Source organism: Sphingomonas carotinifaciens (assembly GCF_009789535.1).
GTDB classification, from domain to species: Bacteria; Pseudomonadota; Alphaproteobacteria; order Sphingomonadales; family Sphingomonadaceae; genus Sphingomonas; species Sphingomonas carotinifaciens.
Genome location: NZ_WSUT01000005.1, coordinates 997,176 through 1,014,680, shown reverse-complemented (window position 1 = coordinate 1,014,680; position 17,505 = coordinate 997,176). Strand labels below are relative to the sequence as shown.

Sequence of the window (17,505 nt, the reverse complement as noted above, 5' to 3'; positions counted from 1 at the left end):
ATGACCGATACCGCGCTCCATCCGTCCGCGTTCCTGGGCAAGGAAGACGATCACCACCACGCGCATGCCGATCATCATCCCGGCTTCTTCGCGCGCTGGTTCATGTCGACCAACCACAAGGACATCGGCACGCTCTACCTGATCTTCGCGATCGTGGCCGGCATCATCGGCGGTGCGATCTCGGGGCTGATGCGCGCCGAACTCGCCGAACCGGGCATCCAGTATCTGGGCACCTGGGCCTCGCTGCTCCATGGCGGCCCGCAGAGCCTGGACCAGTCGCTCCACCTGTGGAACGTGCTGATCACCGCGCATGGCCTGATCATGGTGTTCTTCATGGTCATGCCCGCGATGATCGGCGGCTTCGGCAACTGGTTCGTGCCGATCATGATCGGTGCGCCCGACATGGCGTTCCCGCGCATGAACAACGTGTCGTTCTGGCTGATCGTGCCGGCCTTCACCCTGCTCCTCGCCTCGCCCTTCTTCGGCGGCGCGGGCGTCGGCTGGACCGCCTATGCCCCGCTCTCCACCTATGGTGAACCGGGGCCGAGCGTGGACATGGCGATCCTGTCCCTCCACCTCGCCGGCGCCTCCTCGATCCTGGGCGCGATCAACTTCATCACCACCATCTTCAACATGCGCGCGCCGGGCATGACCCTGCACAAGATGCCGCTGTTCGTATGGTCGGTGCTGGTCACCGCCTTCCTGCTGCTGCTCTCGCTGCCGGTGCTGGCGGCCGCCATCACCATGCTGCTGACCGATCGCAACTTCGGCACCACCTTCTTCGATCCCGCCGGCGGCGGCGATCCGGTGCTGTACCAGCATCTGTTCTGGTTCTTCGGCCACCCAGAAGTGTACATCATGATCCTGCCGGGCTTCGGCATCGTCAGCCAGATCATCGCGACGTTCAGCCGCAAGCCGGTGTTCGGCTATCTCGGCATGGCCTATGCCATGGTCGCGATCGGTGTGGTCGGCTTCGTCGTGTGGGCGCACCACATGTTCGCCACCGGGCTCAGCGTGAACATCAAGATGTATTTTACCGCCGCGACGATGATCATCGCGGTGCCCACCGGCATCAAGATCTTCTCGTGGATCGCGACCATGTGGGGCGGCTCGCTGTCGTTCCGCACGCCGATGGTCTGGGCGATCGGGTTCATCTTCATGTTCACCGTCGGCGGCGTCACCGGCGTCGTCCTCGCCAATGGCGGCATCGACGATTACATGCACGACACCTATTATGTCGTGGCGCACTTCCATTACGTGCTATCGCTGGGTGCGGTGTTCGCGCTGTTCGCCGGCTTCTACTACTGGTTCCCGAAGATGTCGGGCAAGATGTACAACGAGTTCCTCGGCCAGTTGCACTTCTGGGTGTTCTTCGTCGGCGTGAACGTGCTGTTCTTCCCGATGCACTTCCTGGGGCTGCAGGGCATGCCGCGCCGCTATCCGGACTATCCGGATGCCTATGCGACGTGGAACGCGGTCGCGACGCACGGCTATGAGATCATGGCGGCGGGCATGGCGATCTTCTTCGTCAACCTCGTCTGGTCGCTCGCAGCCGGCCGCAAGGCGCCGGACAATCCCTGGGGCGAAGGCGCGACGACGCTGGAATGGACGCTGTCCAGCCCGCCGCCCTACCACCAGTTCGAAACCCTGCCGAAGATCGACTGAGTCGAGAGGAGGCTATGCCTCCCCTCGACCGGCCGGCCTCGCGCAAGCACGAGGACCGACAACACGGGATTTACTCCCGTGTCGTGCCAAACACGAAAACGCCCCGGCTTAACCCGGGGGCGTTTTCGTATGTGCGCGTAAACGCAAAGAATTCGGTTCGCGCGGAGGCGCAGAGAACGCAGAGATCGGGCGTCTCTCCAACCGCGTATCCTTATCGTCTTCTCCGCGTCCTCTGCGCCTCCGTGCGAACCATCTTCCTCAACCTGCAATCAACACGGCGCACAAGTTACGTTACACCATAACAATTTGAAAACTCTTTCCCACTCCTCTGGCGAACCGCAAACCGCACCCCATATCGCGGCCCGCGGCTTCCCCAGCCGCCCGATCCCCAGAAGGAGCTTCCATGCCCACCCCAGCCAAGGCCTATGCGGCCCAGTCGGCGACCACGCCGCTTGCCCCCTTCTCGTTTGAGCGCCGCGACCCCGGCGCCAAGGACGTCGCGATCGACATCCTGTTCTGCGGCGTCTGCCACTCCGACCTCCACACCGCCCGTGCCGAGTGGGAGGGCACGCTGTTCCCCTGCGTGCCGGGTCACGAGATCGTCGGCCGCGTCACCGCAGTCGGCAGCGACGTCACCAAGTTCAAGGTCGGCGACATCGCGGGTGTCGGCTGCATGGTCGACAGTTGCGGCCACTGCGCCTCGTGCAACGACGGTGAGGAGCAATATTGCGAGGGCACTGGTTTCGTCGGCACCTATAACGGCCCCGATCCCGTACTCGGCGGCCACACCTTTGGCGGCTATTCCGACCATATCGTGGTCGATGAGGGCTTCGTGCTGAAGGTCGGCCACGATGAAAAGGATCTCGCCGCGGTCGCGCCGCTGCTGTGCGCCGGGATCACCACCTACTCGCCGCTCAAGCACTGGAAGGTCGGCCCCGGCCAGAAGGTCGGCATCGTCGGGCTCGGCGGGCTCGGCCATATGGGCGTGAAGATCGCCGCGGCGATGGGGGCGGAGGTCTATGTCTTCTCCACCTCGCCGAACAAGCGCGACGACGCCCGGCGGCTCGGTGCCAAGGAGCTGATCGTGTCCAAGGACGCCGACCAGATGGCCGAGCATGCCAACAGCTTCGACTTCATCCTGAACACGGTCGCCGCCTCCCATGATCTCGACCAGTTCCTCGGCCTGCTCAAGCGCGACGGCACGATGACGCTGGTCGGCGTGCCGGAAACGCCGCACCCCTCGCCCTCGGTCGGTAACCTCGTCTTCCGCCGCCGCGCCCTGGCCGGCTCGCTGATCGGCGGCATTGCCGAGACGCAGGAGATGCTGGACTTCTGCCAGGCCCATGGCCTGACCGCGGATATCGAGATGATCGACATGCAGGACATCGAGACGGCCTATGACCGCATGCAGAAGAGCGACGTGAAGTACCGCTTCGTCATCGACATGGCATCGTTGAAGAACTGACCCAAACCCCTCTCCCCACGGGGGAGCATCAGGTGAACGGCGCCCCGCGCTGTTCGGCCCATGCCGGGGGCATGGGCGACCTGATGCTGGAGGGGCCCGCTGCCGCAAGGCAGGGAGAGGGTTGAGGGGGAGCCCCACCGCGCCGCGCCGCGGGACGCTTCCCCCGCCCCCCCGCACCGGGTATAGCCGGTGCCGACGATGACCCCGACCCAGCCCCTCCTGCCCCCCGCCGACTGGCGCGACTTCCTCGCGCTGACGAAGCCGCGCGTGCTGACGCTGGTCGTCTTCACCGGGTTGTGCGGCCTGCTCGCCGCGCCGATCATGCCCGATCCGGTGATCGGCTTCACCGCCATCCTGTGCATCGCGCTCGGTGCCGGCGCGGCCGGCACGCTGAACCAGTGGTACGAGGCGGACCTCGACGCCATGATGCGCCGCACCGCGCAGCGCCCCCTGCCCGCCGGGCGCATGGATCGCCAGTCGGCGCTGCATTTCGGCGTCGGGCTCGGCGCGTTCTCGGTCATCCTGATGGGGCTGGCGGTGAACTATACCGCCGCGGCGATCCTTGTCGTCTCGATCCTGTTCTACGTCCTCATCTATACCGTCTGGCTGAAGCGGCGGACGCCGCAGAACATCGTCATCGGCGGTGCCGCTGGTGCCTTTCCGCCGCTGATCGGCTGGGCGGCGGCGACCGGCCATGTCGCGCTCCTCCCCTTTCTGATGTTCCTGCTCGTCTTTTTGTGGACGCCGCCGCATTTCTGGGCGCTCGCGCTGTTCGTGAAGACCGACTACGCCAATGCCGGCGTGCCCATGCTCCCCGTCGTCGCGGGCGAGGTGGTGACGCGGCGCCAGATCGGTCTGTACACCATTCCCATGGCCGCCGCCGCGGTGCTGCCATGGCCGCTGGGCCTGACCGGCGCGATCTATGGCGGCGTCGCCACCGTCGGCACCGCGCTGTTCGCCTGGTATGCGCTGGTCGTCGCCACGCGCCGCACGCAGGCGGACGATGCGATGAAGCCGGAAAAGCGGCTGTTCAAATATTCGATTCTCTATCTTTTCCTCCTTTTCGGCGCGCTGGTCGCCGACCGGTGGCTGGCATGACCCCTGACGATCCCGATCTGATCCGCAAGCGCCGCCAGGGGCGCTCGCTCGTCATGGCGCTGCTGCTCGGCGCGCTCGTCATCCTGATCTTCTTCGTCACCCTGTCGAAGATCCGGGCGGGGATGCACTGATGCGCCTATCCCGTCAGGCACGCACGGTCGTCTTCGCGGTGCTGGGCGTGGTTTTCATGACGGGCCTCGCCTGGGGCAGCGTGCCGCTCTACCGCCTGTTCTGCCAGGTCACCGGTTTCCAGGGCACCACCCAGCGCGGCGACGAGGCTCCCGGCAGCGTGCACCACAAGATCCGCATCGATTTCGACGCCAATGTCAGCCCGCATCTGCCCTGGAGCTTCAAGCCCGAGAATCCCAGCGAGACGATCGACATCGGCGCGCGCGACATGGTGTTCTTCACCGCCACCAACCGTTCGGACAAGCCGGTGACGGGCACCGCCACCTTCAACGTCACGCCGATGCAGGCGGGCAAATATTTCACCAAGATCCAGTGCTTCTGCTTCACGCAACAGACGCTGAAACCGCACGAAACCGTGCGCATGCCGGTGATCTTCTTTGTCGATCCCAAGATCCTTTCGGACCCGGATGCGCAGGGCGTGGAAACCATCACGCTCTCCTACACATTTTACCCGGTGGATTCGGGCGCGCGCACAAGCTAGCATCGCCACCAGAACAGAAGCGACGATACCGCTACAGACAGGGATTGAGGAACCATGGCCGGCGCCAAGAACCACGATTATCACATCCTGCCTCCCAGCCCCTGGCCGCTCGCGAGTTCCTTCTCGGCGCTGCTGATGGCGGCGGGTGCGATCATGTGGATGCATGAGGCACCGGGCGGCGGCTGGGCGTTCCTGGCCGGCCTCGCCGCGGTGCTGTTCTGCATGGGCTCCTGGTGGGCCGATGTGGTGCGCGAGGCGCATGCCGGCGACCATACCCCCATCGTCCAGCTGCATTTCCGCTACGGCATGATCCTGTTCATCGCCTCCGAAGTCATGTTCTTCGTCGGCTGGTTCTGGGCATTTTTCGACTTCTCGCTCTTTCCCACCGCGATGAGCTTCGTTGACGGCCAGGTGGAACGCGCCACCGAGGGCGCCGCCGCCATCGCCGCGCAGTGGCCGCCCCAGGGGCTGGAGGTCATCAACGCATTCGAACTGCCGCTGCTCAACACGCTGATCCTGCTGACCAGCGGCACCACCGTCACCTGGGCGCACCATGCGCTGATCCATAACCAGCGCGGTGGCGAGAAGCGCGGCCTGTGGGGCATGCTCGGCGTCGGCGACCGCGACGGCGTGCTGAAGGGTCTGTGGCTGACGGTCGCGCTCGGCGTGATCTTCTCGTCGATCCAGGCCTATGAATACATGCACGCGCCCTTCCCGTTCAAGGGGATCAACTACGGTGCCGCCTTCTTCATGGCGACCGGCTTCCACGGCTTCCACGTCCTGGTCGGCACCATCTTCCTGATCGTCTGCCTGATCCGCGCCTATCGCGGCGACTTCACCCCGCGCCAGCATTTCGGGTTCGAGGCGGCGGCCTGGTACTGGCACTTCGTCGACGTCGTCTGGCTGTTCCTGTTCGTCACCATCTATGTCTGGGGTGGCTGGGGCGCGCCCGTCCACGGTGGCTGATGATGTCGAACGGCCCGGCCCGTCCCTTGGCGCGGTCGGGCTGAAGGGCCTGTGCCCGCGCTGCGGCGCGCCCACGCTGTTTGCCGGCTGGGCGCGTTTCGCCGATCGTTGCGGCCAATGCGGGCTGGATTATGAGCAGTTCAACGTCGGTGACGGCCCGGCCGCCTTTCTCACCCTCATCATCGGCACGATCATCACCGCGCTGGCGATCGCGCTGGAGTTGACCGTCCACCCGCCGCTATGGCTGCACATGCTGATCTGGGTACCGGTCACGGCTGCCGGCGTCCTCTACGCCCTGCGGCTCGCCAAGGGCGCGCTGCTCGCCGCTGAATATCGCAATGCCGCCAAAGAGGGCCGCATCCGCCAGGACGCCTCCTGATGCGCCGCATACCCGTCATCCCCACCCTTGTCGTCGGCGTGCTGATCGCGGTGATGCTCGCCCTCGGCTTCTGGCAGTTGCTGGACCGCGCACCGAAAAAGGAAGCGTATCTCGCCCAACTGGCGCAGAATCCGGCGCGCGCCCCCGTCGCCTTTCCGCAAGCTCCCGACGACCGCCTGCTCTTCCGCCGCACCACCGCCACCTGCCGACCGCCGGTCACCATCCGCCGCGCAGGCGCCGGCTCGGCGGGCTTCCGCCTGATCGCCGAGTGCCGGGGCGGCATGCTCGTCCAGCTCGGCACCAGTCGCAACCCCCGCGCCGAGGTGCCGTGGCAGGGTGGCGCGGTGTCCGGTTACATCAGCCACGCCCCCGATCACCGCTCGATGATCGAGTCGCTGATGCGCCCCCGGCCGCAGCCGATGCTGCTCGTTCTCGACCGGCCGGCCGCCGGCCTGTCGGCCAATCCGCGCCCCAGCACCGATGCCGTGCCCAACAACCACGTCGCCTATGCGGTGCAATGGTTCCTGTTCGCGCTGGCTGCCGCAATCATCTATGGTCTGGCGCTGCGCAGACGCAATCGCGCGGTTGTGGAGCGTGCCCGCCCCCGCTAATCCGCCGGATCATGCGTTATCACAGCACCCGCGGCACCGCCCCCGTTCTCGACTTTCGCGGCGCCACGCTCGCCGGCCTCGCCTCGGACGGCGGCCTGTATATTCCGGAGGCGTGGCCGACGCTGTCGGCCGACGCGATTCGCGACCTTGCCGGCCTGTCCTATGCCGAGACCGCGGTGCGCGTCATGCTGCCTTTCGTCGGCGATGCGCTGACCGAGGGCGAGCTGCGCGAACTGTGCACCGCCGCCTATGGCCGCTTTTCCCACGCCGCCGTCACCCCGCTGGTCCAGCTCGATCATGACCAGTGGCTGCTGGAGCTGTTCCACGGCCCCACGCTGGCGTTCAAGGACGTCGCGCTGCAACTGCTGGGTCTCCTGTTCGAGCGGTTCCTGACCGGCACCGACAAGCATCTGACCATCGTCGGCGCGACCAGTGGCGATACGGGCTCGGCCGCGATCGACGCGGTGGCGGGGCGTGAGAAGATCGACATCTTCATGCTCCACCCCGCCGGCCGCGTCACCGACATCCAGCGCCGCCAGATGACGACCGTCCTCGCCCCCAACGTCCACAACATCGCGATCGACGGCAATTTCGACGATGCGCAGGCGCTGGTGAAGGCGATGTTCAACGACCGCGCCTTTGCCGATCGCTACAGCCTGTCCGCGGTCAATTCGATCAACTGGGCGCGGCTGATGGCGCAGGTGGTCTATTATTTCTACGCCGCCGTACGCCTCGGCGCGCCGGAGCGGTCGGTCGCCTTCTCGGTCCCCACCGGCAATTTCGGCGACGTGTTCGCCGGCTATGTCGCGGCCAGGATGGGCCTGCCGGTGGCAAAGCTGATCGTCGCCACCAACGTCAACGACATCCTCCACCGCGCGCTGTCCGCCGGCGATTATTCCAAGGGGCAGGTACAGGCGACGCCCACCCCCTCGATGGACATCCAGGTGTCCTCCAACTTCGAACGCCTGCTCTACGATCTGGGCAACCGCGACGGCGCAGCACTCGCCGCGCAGATGGCCGGGTTCGAGGGCACCGGCGCGATGCGGCTGACCAACATGCAGAGCCAGGGCGCCGCCGCGCTGTTCGGCAGCGACCGGGTCGATCTGGACGACATGACCCGCGCGATGCGCTGGGCCGCCGACCGCGCCGGGCAGATCATCGATCCGCACACGGGAATCGCGCTCGCCGCCGCGCGCCGCCTGGACAGCGACGTCCCCGTCGTCACGCTGGCCACCGCGCACCCCGCCAAGTTCACCGACGCGGTGGAGCGCGCCACCGGCACCCGCCCGCCGCTGCCCAACCGCGTCGGCGACCTGTTCGAGCGGGAGGAGCGCTACGAATCGCTCCCCGGCACCTTTGACGCGGTCACCGGCTTCATCGCCGCGCACGCACAGGCCTCGGCATGAAGCTCGACACGCTGATCGGCGAACCCTGGGCCGATTACGGCCTAGTCGATTCGGGCAATGGCAAGAAGCTGGAGCGCTACGGCCGCTTCCGCTTCATCCGTCCCGAGCCGCAGGCGCTATGGGCCCCCGCGACGGACGACTGGCGCGCCGCGGGCGAGTTCGTCCCCGGCTCGGACGAGGAAGGCGGCGGCCGCTGGATCCATCACGAGCAGACCCCGCGCGAGGGCTGGCCGCTGCGCTGGAGGGAAGTCAGCTTCACCGCGCAGACCACCCCCTTCCGCCACCTCGCCTTCTTTCCCGACATGGCCCCCGTCTGGGGCTGGATGCGCGAGCGGCTGGAGGGCACCACGTCGCCCGAATGCATGAACCTGTTCGGCTATACCGGCGTCGGCACGCTGGCCCTGTCGGCGGCGGGTGCGCGCATGGTGCATGTCGATGCATCCAAGAAATCGGTGGAGGCGGCGCGCGGCAATGCGGCACTGTCGGGCATGGCCGACGCGCCCATCCGCTGGATCGTCGACGATGCGGTCAAGTTCGTCGCGCGCGAGGTGCGTCGCGGCCGCCGCTATGACGGCATCCTGCTCGATCCCCCCAAATATGGCCGCGGCCCCGATGGCGAGATCTGGCGGCTGGAGGAGGATCTGCCCGACCTGATCGCCGATTGCCGCCAGCTGATCGACGCGGATTCGCGCTTCCTGTTCCTTACCGTCTATGCGGTGCGCATGTCCGCGCTCGCCATCGGCGAGATGCTGCGACAGGCCTTTGCCGACCTGCCCGGCACCGTCGAGGCCGGCGAACTCGGCGTGCGAGAGGAGGCCCGCGGCCTCACCCTGCCCACCGCCATCTGGGCGCGCTGGAGCCGGTAAAAGGGAACACCCGCGCGCGCCGGCTCGTTCGCCTGACCTGTATGAACAGGAGAATGGCATGAAGCGCGGTTGTTTGTTGTGGTTGTTCGGTGTTCCCCTGCCGGTCGTGTTGTTGCTCTACTTCCTGTTCTTTCGCTGACGGTTGCGGCGAGGGCGGCGGTTACCGCATCCCCGCCCGGATCGCCCCGCCCGCCACGAACGGCGCCCCCGCCACCAGCAACAGCGAGACCGCGGCGAGCAGCTTGAACGCGCCCGCCCCGCCCTCCAGCGCGCCGGCGCCGAAGATCAGCACCGGCACCGCCAGCGGCAGCATCACCACCCCCGCCAGCGCGCCCGCCCCGCGCAGCGACGCGGTCAGCGCGCCCGTCGCCACCCCCAGCGCCGCCAGCCCCGGCGTGCCCAGCAGCAACCCCAGCTCGACCCGCAACAGCGTCGCCGCCGACAGATCCAGCAACCCCGCCGCCGCCACCGCCGCCACCATCATGAGCGGCGCGAACCCGATCCAGTGCGCCAGCATCTTTGCCGCCGCCACCGCCACCAGCGAATGTCCCCGCACCGCCAGCTGATCGAATACCCCCGCCTCCAGATCGGGCGCCACCAGCCGCTCCACCGGCAACAGCGCCGCCAGCAGCGCCGCCGCCCAGATCACGCCTCCGCCGACCCGCGCCAACACCGCGCCGTCCGGCCCGATCGCAAAAGGAAACAGGATGATGACGAGCAGGAAGAAGCCGATCACGATCGTCGCGGTCCCGCCGCTCAGGCCCCGGCGCACGTCGCGCAGGATCAGCGCGGTCACGCCGCGCCGCCCAGGCGCACCGCCACCGCATCGCCCAGGTCGATCGGCTGATGCGTCGCCACCAGCGCCACGCCGCCCGCCGCCCGGTGGCGGGCGATCAGCGCCGCCAGCATCGCCACGCCGTCCGCGTCCAGCCCGTTGGCCGGCTCGTCCAGCAGCCAGATCGGCGCCCGCGTCGCCACCACCCGCGCCAGCTCCACCCGCCGCCGCTGCCCCGTGGACAGCAACCGCACCGCCAGATCCGCCTTCGCCGCCAGCCCCACCGCCGCGACCGCCCCGGCGACGCGCGCGTCCATGTCCGGCTCCCCGTCCAGCCGCGCCCACATCGCCAGCGCCTGCGCCACCGTCCGCTCCCCGTCCAGCGCCGCCCCCTCGGCGAGCAGCGCGACCCGCCCGCCCCGCTCCACCGTGCCGGCGGCAGGCGGCAACAGCCCCGCCGCGATCCTGAGCAGACTCGATTTGCCGATCCCGTTCGGCCCCGTCACCACGCCCGCCCCGCCCGGCGCCAGCGCGATGTCGACGCCCTCGAACAGCATCCGTTGCCCGCGCGCGCCCGCCACGCCGCTAAGGGCCAGCATCACGCGTCCGCCACCGCGTCTTCCAGCGCGTGCATGTCGTCGTCCGACAGGCCGAAATGATGCCCGATCTCGTGAATCGTCACATGCGCGACCAGCTCGTCCAGCCGCACGCCGGTTTCGATCCATTCGTCCAGGATCGCGCGGCGATACAGGTGGATGCGGTCGGGCAGCGCGCCGGAGTCCATCGACGATTTCTCGCCCACCGGCCGCCCGTGATACAGGCCGGTCAGGTCCAGCGGATGTTCGATCCCCAGGCTCGCCAGCGTTTCGTCATCGGCGAACTCCTCGATCAACAGCACCACGTCGCCCAGATGCTCGGCAAAGGCTTGCGGCAGCTTGGCGATCGTCGCGCGTGCCAATGCCTCGATCGTGTGCGCGTCCGGTGCCGCGCCGATGCCGTCTTGCCCGCCCATGCATCAGGCCATACCCGTGGCCCGCCGGAACCGGCAAGCGATATAGGGGATTGGGATGATCGAGCCGCTCAGCGAAATGGACCGGGCCGAGGCACTGGACGGCCTGCCCGACTGGGATCACGACGAAGCACGCGATGCGATCACGCGCACGGTGGTGTTCGCCGATTTCGTGGAAGCGTTCGCCTTCATGACCCGCGTCGCGCTGATCGCGGAGAAGATGGACCACCATCCCGAATGGAAGAATGTCTGGAACCGCGTCGACATCCTGCTGACCACCCACGACGCCGGCGGCCTGTCGGGCCGCGACATCGAACTCGCCGAGGCGATCGACGCGATCATGGGCGAGTAGCGCCAACAAAAAGCCCTCTCCCCTTCGGGGAGAGGGAGGGGCCCGCCGCGCAAGCGGTGGGAGGGTGAGGGGCAGCCCAACAGCACAGCACTGTTTGTCTGCGCCTCACCCTCCCCACGGCTAAAGCCGCGGGTCCCCTCCAGCATCAGGTCGCCCATGCCCCCGGCATGCGCTGAACAGCGCGGGGCGCTGTTCACCTGATGCTCCCCGGTTGGGGAGAGGGCCGTAAACGCCCTACCGCCCCCCGCGCATCTGCCGTCGCAGCTTGCCCGGCATCCACCGCGCCGCGAACATCATCCGCCGCGCCGTCCGGCCCACCGGGGTCAGCACCCGGTCGCCATGCACCGCGTCCCATGCCGCCTGCGCCACGGTCTCGACCGGCGTGAACTCCAGCCCCTGCGCCCGCACCCGCTCGCGCGCGGTGCCCTTGCCCACCATCGCATCCAGGAGCGGCGTATCGATGAAACTGGGCATGATCGCGCGCACCTTGATCCCGTCCGCCGCCCATTCGCCGTCCAGCGCCTCGGTCAGCCCGCGCACCGCGAACTTCGTCGCCGAATAGGTCGCCAGCCCGGCCGATCCATAGATGCCCGACGCCGACGACGTGTTGAGCAGGCACGATCCCGGCGTCGCCTTCAGATGCGGATAGGCGACCCGCGCACCGTAGACGAGGCCGCGGAAATTGATGTCGATCACCCGGTCCAGCGCATCGATGTCGATCGCGCCGAACGGCCCGCCCGCGGCGATACCGGCATTGTTGAACAGCACGTCCAGCCGCCCGCCCGCGATCATGAAGCTGGCCAGCTCGCTTTCCCACGCGCCGACGTCGCGCACGTCCATCACATGCGTGCTGTGCGGCCCGCCCAGGCTCGCGGCGACCTCCGCCAGCCCGGCCTCGTTCCGGTCGGCCAGCCCGACGCGCCACCCGGCCTTGGCGAACAGCGTCGCGGTGGCCCGCCCGATGCCCGATGCGGCACCGGTGACGAAGATCGCCTGCATATCCTCTCCTCTTGTGATCGCCGCCAATCGTTTGACGTTTCGGGCATCATTCCGCATCATCGCCGCCGATGCCAGCCCCGATCATCGCGCTTGACCGCGTCACCCGGCGCTTCGGCGCAACCACCGCGGTGGACGACGTATCGCTCGCCATCGCGCCCGGCGCCTTTGTCGCGCTTGTCGGCACCTCGGGCTCGGGCAAGTCGACGCTGCTCCAGACGATCAACGCGCTGGTCCGCCCCGACGCCGGCACCGTCCAGGTCGAGGGGCGCGACATCGCCGATGGCCCACCCCATCTGCTGCGCCGTCGCATCGGCTATGTGTTTCAAGGCGACGGCCTGTTCCCGCACATGAGCGTCGCGCGCAACATCGCGGTCGGCCTGCGCCTTGCCGGCACGCCCACGGGCGACCGCGTCGCCGAAATGCTCGATCTGGTCGAACTGCCCCGCGACCTCGCCGACCGCCGCCCCGACCAACTCTCCGGCGGTCAGCGCCAGCGCGTCGCCATCGCCCGCGCGCTTGCCCCCTCGCCCGCGATCCTGCTGCTCGACGAGGCGCTTGGCGCGCTCGATCCCGTCACCCGCGACGGGCTCGGCACCCGCCTGCGCGCACTGCATGATCGTCTCGCCCTCACCACGGTCCTCGTCACCCATGACATGGCGGAGGCGCTGCTCCTCGCCGATCGGGTGCTGGTGATGGCAAAGGGTCGCATCGTCGCCGACGCCACGCCCCGGCAGCTCGCCACCGGCGGCGGCGGTGAGGGGGCGCAGGCGCTGATGGCGGTTCCCCGGCATCAGGCCGAACGGCTGGCGGCGCTCAGCCGATGAGCGCGTTCCTCGATGCGCTGGCCCGCGTGCCCCCGCTGCTCGCCCAGCACGTCCTGCTTGCCATCGCCGCGCTCGCGCTCGGCATGGTCGTCAGCCTGCCGCTCGCGCTGCTCTCTGCCCGCCGGCCGAAGCTCGGCCGCATCGCGCTCGCCCTCGCCAGCCTTGTGCAGACCATCCCGTCGCTGGCGCTGCTCGCGCTCTTCTATCCGCTGCTGCTCATCCTGTCGGGGCTGGTCGGCGGGCGCATCCCCGCGCTCGGCTTCCTGCCCTCGCTGCTTGCCCTGTCGCTCTATGCGGTGCTGCCGATCTTGCGTAACGGCGTCACCGGGCTGACCGGGCTCGACCCCGCCGTTACCCGCGCCGCCGATGCGGTCGGCATGACGCCTGCGCAAAAGCTGTGGCAGGTGGAACTGCCGCTCGCCGCCCCCGTCCTCGTCGCCGGTATCCGCACCGCCGCGGTTTGGACGATCGGCGCCGCCACCCTGTCCACCACCGTCGGGCAGCCGAGCCTCGGCGACCTGATCTTTGCCGGGCTCCAGACCCAGGCCTGGGCGCTCGTCCTTGCCGGTTGCCTTGCCGCCGCCGCGCTCGCGCTCGGCGTCGATGCGGTGATCGGCATGATCGAACGCGGCCTTGCCCACGACCGCCGTGCCGTCTGGCTGACCGGCGTGGCGCTGCTCGCCGGCGGGCTCGCGCTCGCCACCGCGCCGCTATGGCCGCGCGGCGGCGATCGCACGGTCGTGATCGGCGCCAAGAATTTTTCCGAGCAATATATCCTTGCCCGCCTGATCGGCGACCGGCTGACGCAGGCCGGTTACCGGGTCCGCTACCGCGACGGCCTCGGCTCCGCAGTGATCTTCGGTGCCGCCCGGGCCGGCGATGTCGATGTCTATGTCGAATATGCCGGCACGCTGTGGACCACCGCGATGCACCGCAGCGACGTGCCGCCGCGCGCCGCCATGCTCGCGGACCTATCCCGCTGGACGAATGGTCAGGGGGTTCGGCTGCTCGGCCCCCTGGGGTTCGAGAATGCCTATGCCTTTGCCATGCGCGGGGATGATGCGCGCCGCCGGGGTATCGCCACCCTGTCCGACCTGTCCGCCGCCGCGCCCGCGTTGCGCCTGGGCAGCGATCTCGAATTTCTCGACCGGCCGGAATGGACGGCGGTGCGGGACGCCTATGGCCTACGCTTCGCGGCGATGACGCCCTACAGCCCGACCTTCATGTACCGCGCGCTTGCCAGCGGCCGGGCCGACGTCATCTCCGCCTTCTCCTCCGACGGCCGCATCGCCGCGGACGGCCTCACCGTCCTCACCGATCCCAGGCGCGCGATCCCCGGCTATGACGCCGTCCTGCTCCTCGGCCCCGCCCACGCAACGGACCCCCGCCTCCTCGCCGCCCTCCGCCCCCTCCTCCACCGCATCCCGGTAGACGCCATCCGCCAAGCCAATTACCGCGTTGACCGCGACGCCGGCAAACAGACGCCGGAGGCCGCCGCCCGCTGGCTCGCCGGGCGGATCGGGCTTCAGGAAAACAGCTTGCGCACCGACAGCCGCACCGTCCGCCCCAGCGGGTCCAGATAACCGGGCTGGTACCGGTTCGGCACCACGCCGGTGGCATCCCGCACCTCCTGCCGCTGGTTGAACAGGTTGTTGACGTACAGGCTGACCCGCACCCCGCGCAGCCAGGGCCGTTCGCGCACCAGATCCAGCCGCTGGCCCAGATCGGCAAACAGCCGCAGGTTCGCCGTCGCCAGGCTGCCGAAGGTCAGCGCCTCCGGCGCCTCCGCCGTGCCGCCGTTCACCCGCGTCGTGCTCTGCCAGTTGCCGGACAGGCGCGCGCCCAGGCCGTTATTGCTGTACCCGGCCTGCAACTCGACCTGATGGCGCGGCGATCCGCCGCCATTGCCGATCGCGCCGCCGTCCAGCAGGTCCAGCACGGGCCCGCCATCCGCCAGCACGCGCCGGTCCTTGAACGCCACCGTGTGATAGAGCGCGAACTGGATGCGCCCCCCGCCCTGTCCGCCACCCGGCCCCCGGCCGCCAAAGCCGCCCGGACCGCGAAAGCCTCCACCCGGCCCACCGGGCGGCGGCCCGCCCTCGGCGCGAGGGCCGTCGCCATCGCCGCGCGCCGGCGCATCTCCTTCGCGCGGCGTCCGCGGCCGGTCGCCGTCCGCGCCGCCGCGCCGCCGCTCGCCGCCCGGCGGGCGCAGTCCCTCGAACGGATTGGGACCCTGGCCCGCGCGATAGGCCTCGATCTGCCGCTGGATCTGCGACTTGATGGGCTTGGAAAAGTTGAACCCCCAGCGTAGTTCGGACCGCTCGGTCCGCGCGAAATTGATCGGCCGCGTATCCAGCCGCACCAGCGCCCCCGTCTCGTCGCGCAGGAAACGGTCCGGGAAGGCGGCGGCGATCTCGGCGGTCACCGCCGTCAGGTCGATGACCGGATCGTCGGTCCGGCTGTTCACGAAGCTGGCGGTCAGGTTGAGATCGGTCTGGCTCCACGGCTTCAGCGTCAGGCCCAGCCGCTCGACATGCCGGTTGCTGGCGCGCAGCAGCGGGTTGCCGCCGCCGATGGTCGTCACCGTCGCGGTTTCGCCGCGCACATAATCGAACACGCGGACATTGGGCGTGGTGATCTGCGGATTGCCGAGCTGCGTGGGCGACGGTGCGCTGTCGGCATCGGTGACGTTGGCGATCAGCCGAAGCCCCTCGATCGGCGACCAGTTCGCGCCGTAGCCGATGGTGGTCAGCGTGCCGAAATCCGATACCTCGTTCACGCCGGCGTTCAGATTCAGCGACAATTGCCGGAGCGGCGACAGCACGCCGCGCGTCCGGCTGGCGATCGGCAGGTCCAGGTTCACCTGTCCGTTCACCGTATCGCGCGAAATGTCGGCGCTGCGCAGTTCGCCGAAGCGGAAGGAGCGGCTGTCCACCGAATTGGTGTCCGCCCCCACCTTGATGCTGGTCGAAACGTCGCCCGCGGGCAGGCTGAACAGACGGCCGTTCAGCAGCGCGTCGACCGATCCGGTCTGGGCGGTCGAACGCGCGAAGTTGCGCGCCGCCAGCGGCAGGTCCACCGGGGTCAGCGGCCCGAACGGGTTGGCGCCCGGATCGCCCGCCGCCAGCCGCGTGTTGAAGTCGCCCGCATCCAGCCCGGTATCGGTCGCCACCCGGCTTTCGCTGCGATCATAGGCGCCCGTCAGCGTCCAGCGCCACCGCCCCAGTTCGCCGTTCAGCGCGGCACCCAGGCGCCCGGTCAGCGCGTTGTTGCGCTGGCGCAGGGGCGAGAAGTCACCGTCGAACCCGCGCGCGACCACCACGTCGGTCCCGAAGGGCGAGAAGGGGTTGCCCGAGGGCAGCGCCAGTTGCGCGGTGGGCAGGCCTTGCAGGCTGGTGCTCTGCGTCGTCTGCACCTGCGCGTTGATCGAGGCGGAGATGTTGCCGAAGATCGGCTGCGCATAGGTCACATTGGTGCCGAACTGCCGCTGCGCACCCTGCAGGGTGCGGAAGCGGGTGGCGTCCAGCAGATCGGCCGGCGTGCCGGCGAACTGCGCCAGCGTCGGATCGGCGACCCCTGCGGGCACCCCGACGATCGTCGTCGCGGTGCCGGTCAGCGCGCTCAGCGCCGGGTCGATCTCGCCGCGTCCGCCCGCGCCCAGCACATTGCCGCTCAAGCCGAAATTGGTCTGGGGCGCCGTGATGCCGCGCTCCGCCTCGGTCAGGGCGGAGCTTTCCTGATATTCGGTATGCAGGCTGAACCGCTTGTCGCGCCGGATCTGCACCAGATCCACCTCGCCCTCGCCGAACACCTGCCCGCCCTGTGTCGGCACCCGCCCCGTCGCCTCCACCACCGTCGAGCGGAAGCGATTGCGCAGCACGAAGTTCACCACCTTCTGGTCCGCGCTATAGCCATATTTCAGCGCCACCTCCTCGGGCAGGATCTCGACGCGGCTGATCGCCTCGGTCGGCAGATCGCGGATTTCCTGGAATCCCGAGATGCGCTTGCCGTTCAGCAGCACCACCGGCGCGCCGCCGCGTCCGCTCGTCGTCTGCGGCGTCAATTCGGTCAGCAGGTCGGCGATCGAACTGACGCCGTAGGAGCGCACGTCCGCCGGGCTCAGCGTCTGGTCGGGGGGAATGTCGCCGATCACGGAGCCGCGCGGCCGGGCCCCGGTGACCACGATATCCGCCTCGCCGTCCGCGGCCTCGTCGGCGCCGCCCGCACCATCGGCGCCCTCCTGCGGATCGCTCTGGGCCGCGGGTGTCGTGGTCGACGGTGTCGCGGGCGCGGTCTGCGCGGTCGCCATGGCCGGCCATGCCACCGCCCCCATCAGCATCGCTGCCATCATGCTCCGCATCGTCACGCTTCCCCGAACTGATAATCGAGGGGCCGACTAGGGGCGATTTGTCGCAGAATT

At 68.8% G+C, this 17,505-nt stretch carries 18 protein-coding genes; 13 read left to right on the top strand and 5 right to left on the bottom strand.

The features are described 5' to 3' along the window. The 10 genes from ctaD to GQR91_RS06760 all read left to right on the top strand — a co-directional run bounded on the left by ctaD (position 1) and on the right by GQR91_RS06760 (position 9,126). The gene (ctaD, locus tag GQR91_RS06800; RefSeq protein ID WP_112381857.1) at positions 1-1,665 is read left to right on the top strand and encodes a cytochrome c oxidase subunit I; all 1,665 of its coding nucleotides are present in this window, start codon (positions 1-3) and stop codon (positions 1,663-1,665) included. Positions 1,666-2,068: 403 nt separating this feature from the next. After that, complete coding sequence (locus tag GQR91_RS06795) at positions 2,069-3,130, top strand: NAD(P)-dependent alcohol dehydrogenase (protein WP_149682319.1); 1,062 nt, start codon at positions 2,069-2,071, stop codon at positions 3,128-3,130. A gap of 198 nt (positions 3,131-3,328) precedes the next feature. Then, positions 3,329-4,228, top strand: coding sequence for a heme o synthase (locus tag GQR91_RS06790; RefSeq protein ID WP_112382239.1), 900 nt, complete (start codon positions 3,329-3,331; stop codon positions 4,226-4,228). Then, positions 4,225-4,359, top strand: coding sequence for a hypothetical protein (locus GQR91_RS19755; protein ID WP_260173155.1), 135 nt, complete (start codon positions 4,225-4,227; stop codon positions 4,357-4,359). Before GQR91_RS06790 ends, GQR91_RS19755 begins: the two co-directional genes overlap by 4 nt. Continuing rightward, positions 4,359-4,898, top strand: a complete 540-nt coding sequence (locus GQR91_RS06785; protein ID WP_149682320.1) for a cytochrome c oxidase assembly protein — start codon at positions 4,359-4,361, stop codon at positions 4,896-4,898. The genes GQR91_RS19755 and GQR91_RS06785 overlap by 1 nt, the downstream gene beginning before the upstream one ends. Before the next feature lie 54 nt (positions 4,899-4,952). Next, the gene (locus GQR91_RS06780; RefSeq protein ID WP_149682321.1) at positions 4,953-5,864 is read left to right on the top strand and encodes a cytochrome c oxidase subunit 3; all 912 of its coding nucleotides are present in this window, start codon (positions 4,953-4,955) and stop codon (positions 5,862-5,864) included. Continuing rightward, entirely contained in the window at positions 5,824-6,243 is a 420-nt protein-coding gene (locus GQR91_RS06775; protein WP_149682322.1) for a DUF983 domain-containing protein, read from the top strand. Before GQR91_RS06780 ends, GQR91_RS06775 begins: the two co-directional genes overlap by 41 nt. Next, positions 6,243-6,854, top strand: a complete 612-nt coding sequence (locus GQR91_RS06770; RefSeq protein ID WP_149682323.1) for an SURF1 family protein — start codon at positions 6,243-6,245, stop codon at positions 6,852-6,854. The genes GQR91_RS06775 and GQR91_RS06770 overlap by 1 nt, the downstream gene beginning before the upstream one ends. A gap of 11 nt (positions 6,855-6,865) precedes the next feature. After that, entirely contained in the window at positions 6,866-8,260 is a 1,395-nt protein-coding gene (gene thrC, locus GQR91_RS06765) for a threonine synthase (protein ID WP_149682324.1), read from the top strand. Next, on the top strand, positions 8,257-9,126 hold the full coding sequence (locus GQR91_RS06760; RefSeq protein ID WP_112381850.1) for an RsmD family RNA methyltransferase: 870 nt from the start codon (positions 8,257-8,259) through the stop codon (positions 9,124-9,126). The genes thrC and GQR91_RS06760 overlap by 4 nt, the downstream gene beginning before the upstream one ends. Positions 9,127-9,286: 160 nt before the next feature. Here GQR91_RS06760 and GQR91_RS06755 read toward each other — a convergent pair whose 3' ends face one another. Genes GQR91_RS06755 through GQR91_RS06745 form a run of 3 tightly spaced genes read right to left on the bottom strand, consistent with a single transcriptional unit; the run spans position 9,287 to position 10,913 of the window. Continuing rightward, entirely contained in the window at positions 9,287-9,922 is a 636-nt protein-coding gene (locus GQR91_RS06755; protein ID WP_149682326.1) for a heme exporter protein CcmB, read from the bottom strand. Continuing rightward, positions 9,919-10,500 (bottom strand): heme ABC exporter ATP-binding protein CcmA, encoded by a 582-nt coding sequence (ccmA, locus tag GQR91_RS06750; protein ID WP_112381848.1) that lies wholly within the window; start codon positions 10,498-10,500, stop codon positions 9,919-9,921. The genes GQR91_RS06755 and ccmA overlap by 4 nt, the downstream gene beginning before the upstream one ends. Then, positions 10,500-10,913: a metallopeptidase family protein gene (locus tag GQR91_RS06745; protein ID WP_149682327.1), complete on the bottom strand. Its 414-nt coding sequence runs from the start codon at positions 10,911-10,913 to the stop codon at positions 10,500-10,502. Before GQR91_RS06745 ends, ccmA begins: the two co-directional genes overlap by 1 nt. A gap of 55 nt (positions 10,914-10,968) precedes the next feature. Between GQR91_RS06745 and GQR91_RS06740 the strand changes: the two genes are divergently transcribed. Then, a complete protein-coding gene (locus GQR91_RS06740) occupies positions 10,969-11,262 on the top strand; it encodes a 4a-hydroxytetrahydrobiopterin dehydratase (RefSeq protein ID WP_149682328.1) in 294 nt (97 codons plus the stop codon). A gap of 234 nt (positions 11,263-11,496) precedes the next feature. Here GQR91_RS06740 and GQR91_RS06735 read toward each other — a convergent pair whose 3' ends face one another. Continuing rightward, positions 11,497-12,261: an SDR family oxidoreductase gene (locus tag GQR91_RS06735; protein WP_112381845.1), complete on the bottom strand. Its 765-nt coding sequence runs from the start codon at positions 12,259-12,261 to the stop codon at positions 11,497-11,499. Positions 12,262-12,329: 68 nt separating this feature from the next. Here GQR91_RS06735 and GQR91_RS06730 point away from each other — a divergent pair, with 68 nt between their 5' ends. Together GQR91_RS06730 and GQR91_RS06725 are read left to right on the top strand one after the other, a co-directional pair. Then, entirely contained in the window at positions 12,330-13,085 is a 756-nt protein-coding gene (locus tag GQR91_RS06730) for an ABC transporter ATP-binding protein (RefSeq protein WP_149682329.1), read from the top strand. Beyond that, positions 13,082-14,668, top strand: a complete 1,587-nt coding sequence (locus GQR91_RS06725) for an ABC transporter permease/substrate-binding protein (RefSeq protein ID WP_149682330.1) — start codon at positions 13,082-13,084, stop codon at positions 14,666-14,668. The genes GQR91_RS06730 and GQR91_RS06725 overlap by 4 nt, the downstream gene beginning before the upstream one ends. Here the strand turns inward: GQR91_RS06725 and GQR91_RS06720 are convergent. Then, the gene (locus tag GQR91_RS06720) at positions 14,611-17,436 is read right to left on the bottom strand and encodes a porin family protein (RefSeq protein ID WP_149682331.1); all 2,826 of its coding nucleotides are present in this window, start codon (positions 17,434-17,436) and stop codon (positions 14,611-14,613) included. The two genes, GQR91_RS06725 and GQR91_RS06720, sit on opposite strands and share 58 nt — an antisense overlap. Between the last annotated feature and the right edge of the window lie 69 nt (positions 17,437-17,505).

What these genes read in the sequence shown, in the direction of transcription:
- ctaD (WP_112381857.1), top strand. Translation starts at nt 1, where the DNA reads ATGACCGATACCGCGCTCCATCCGTCCGCGTTCCTGGGCAAGGAAGAC.
- GQR91_RS06795 (WP_149682319.1), top strand. Translation starts at nt 2,069, where the DNA reads ATGCCCACCCCAGCCAAGGCCTATGCGGCCCAGTCGGCGACCACGCCG.
- GQR91_RS06790 (WP_112382239.1), top strand. Translation starts at nt 3,329, where the DNA reads ATGACCCCGACCCAGCCCCTCCTGCCCCCCGCCGACTGGCGCGACTTC.
- GQR91_RS19755 (WP_260173155.1), top strand. Translation starts at nt 4,225, where the DNA reads ATGACCCCTGACGATCCCGATCTGATCCGCAAGCGCCGCCAGGGGCGC.
- GQR91_RS06785 (WP_149682320.1), top strand. Translation starts at nt 4,359, where the DNA reads ATGCGCCTATCCCGTCAGGCACGCACGGTCGTCTTCGCGGTGCTGGGC.
- GQR91_RS06780 (WP_149682321.1), top strand. Translation starts at nt 4,953, where the DNA reads ATGGCCGGCGCCAAGAACCACGATTATCACATCCTGCCTCCCAGCCCC.
- GQR91_RS06775 (WP_149682322.1), top strand. Translation starts at nt 5,824, where the DNA reads ATGTCTGGGGTGGCTGGGGCGCGCCCGTCCACGGTGGCTGATGATGTC.
- GQR91_RS06770 (WP_149682323.1), top strand. Translation starts at nt 6,243, where the DNA reads ATGCGCCGCATACCCGTCATCCCCACCCTTGTCGTCGGCGTGCTGATC.
- thrC (WP_149682324.1), top strand. Translation starts at nt 6,866, where the DNA reads ATGCGTTATCACAGCACCCGCGGCACCGCCCCCGTTCTCGACTTTCGC.
- GQR91_RS06760 (WP_112381850.1), top strand. Translation starts at nt 8,257, where the DNA reads ATGAAGCTCGACACGCTGATCGGCGAACCCTGGGCCGATTACGGCCTA.
- ccmA (WP_112381848.1), bottom strand. Translation starts at nt 10,500, where the DNA reads ATGCTGGCCCTTAGCGGCGTGGCGGGCGCGCGCGGGCAACGGATGCTG.
- GQR91_RS06745 (WP_149682327.1), bottom strand. Translation starts at nt 10,913, where the DNA reads ATGGGCGGGCAAGACGGCATCGGCGCGGCACCGGACGCGCACACGATC.
- GQR91_RS06740 (WP_149682328.1), top strand. Translation starts at nt 10,969, where the DNA reads ATGATCGAGCCGCTCAGCGAAATGGACCGGGCCGAGGCACTGGACGGC.
- GQR91_RS06735 (WP_112381845.1), bottom strand. Translation starts at nt 12,261, where the DNA reads ATGCAGGCGATCTTCGTCACCGGTGCCGCATCGGGCATCGGGCGGGCC.
- GQR91_RS06730 (WP_149682329.1), top strand. Translation starts at nt 12,330, where the DNA reads ATGCCAGCCCCGATCATCGCGCTTGACCGCGTCACCCGGCGCTTCGGC.
- GQR91_RS06725 (WP_149682330.1), top strand. Translation starts at nt 13,082, where the DNA reads ATGAGCGCGTTCCTCGATGCGCTGGCCCGCGTGCCCCCGCTGCTCGCC.
- GQR91_RS06720 (WP_149682331.1), bottom strand. Translation starts at nt 17,436, where the DNA reads ATGATGGCAGCGATGCTGATGGGGGCGGTGGCATGGCCGGCCATGGCG.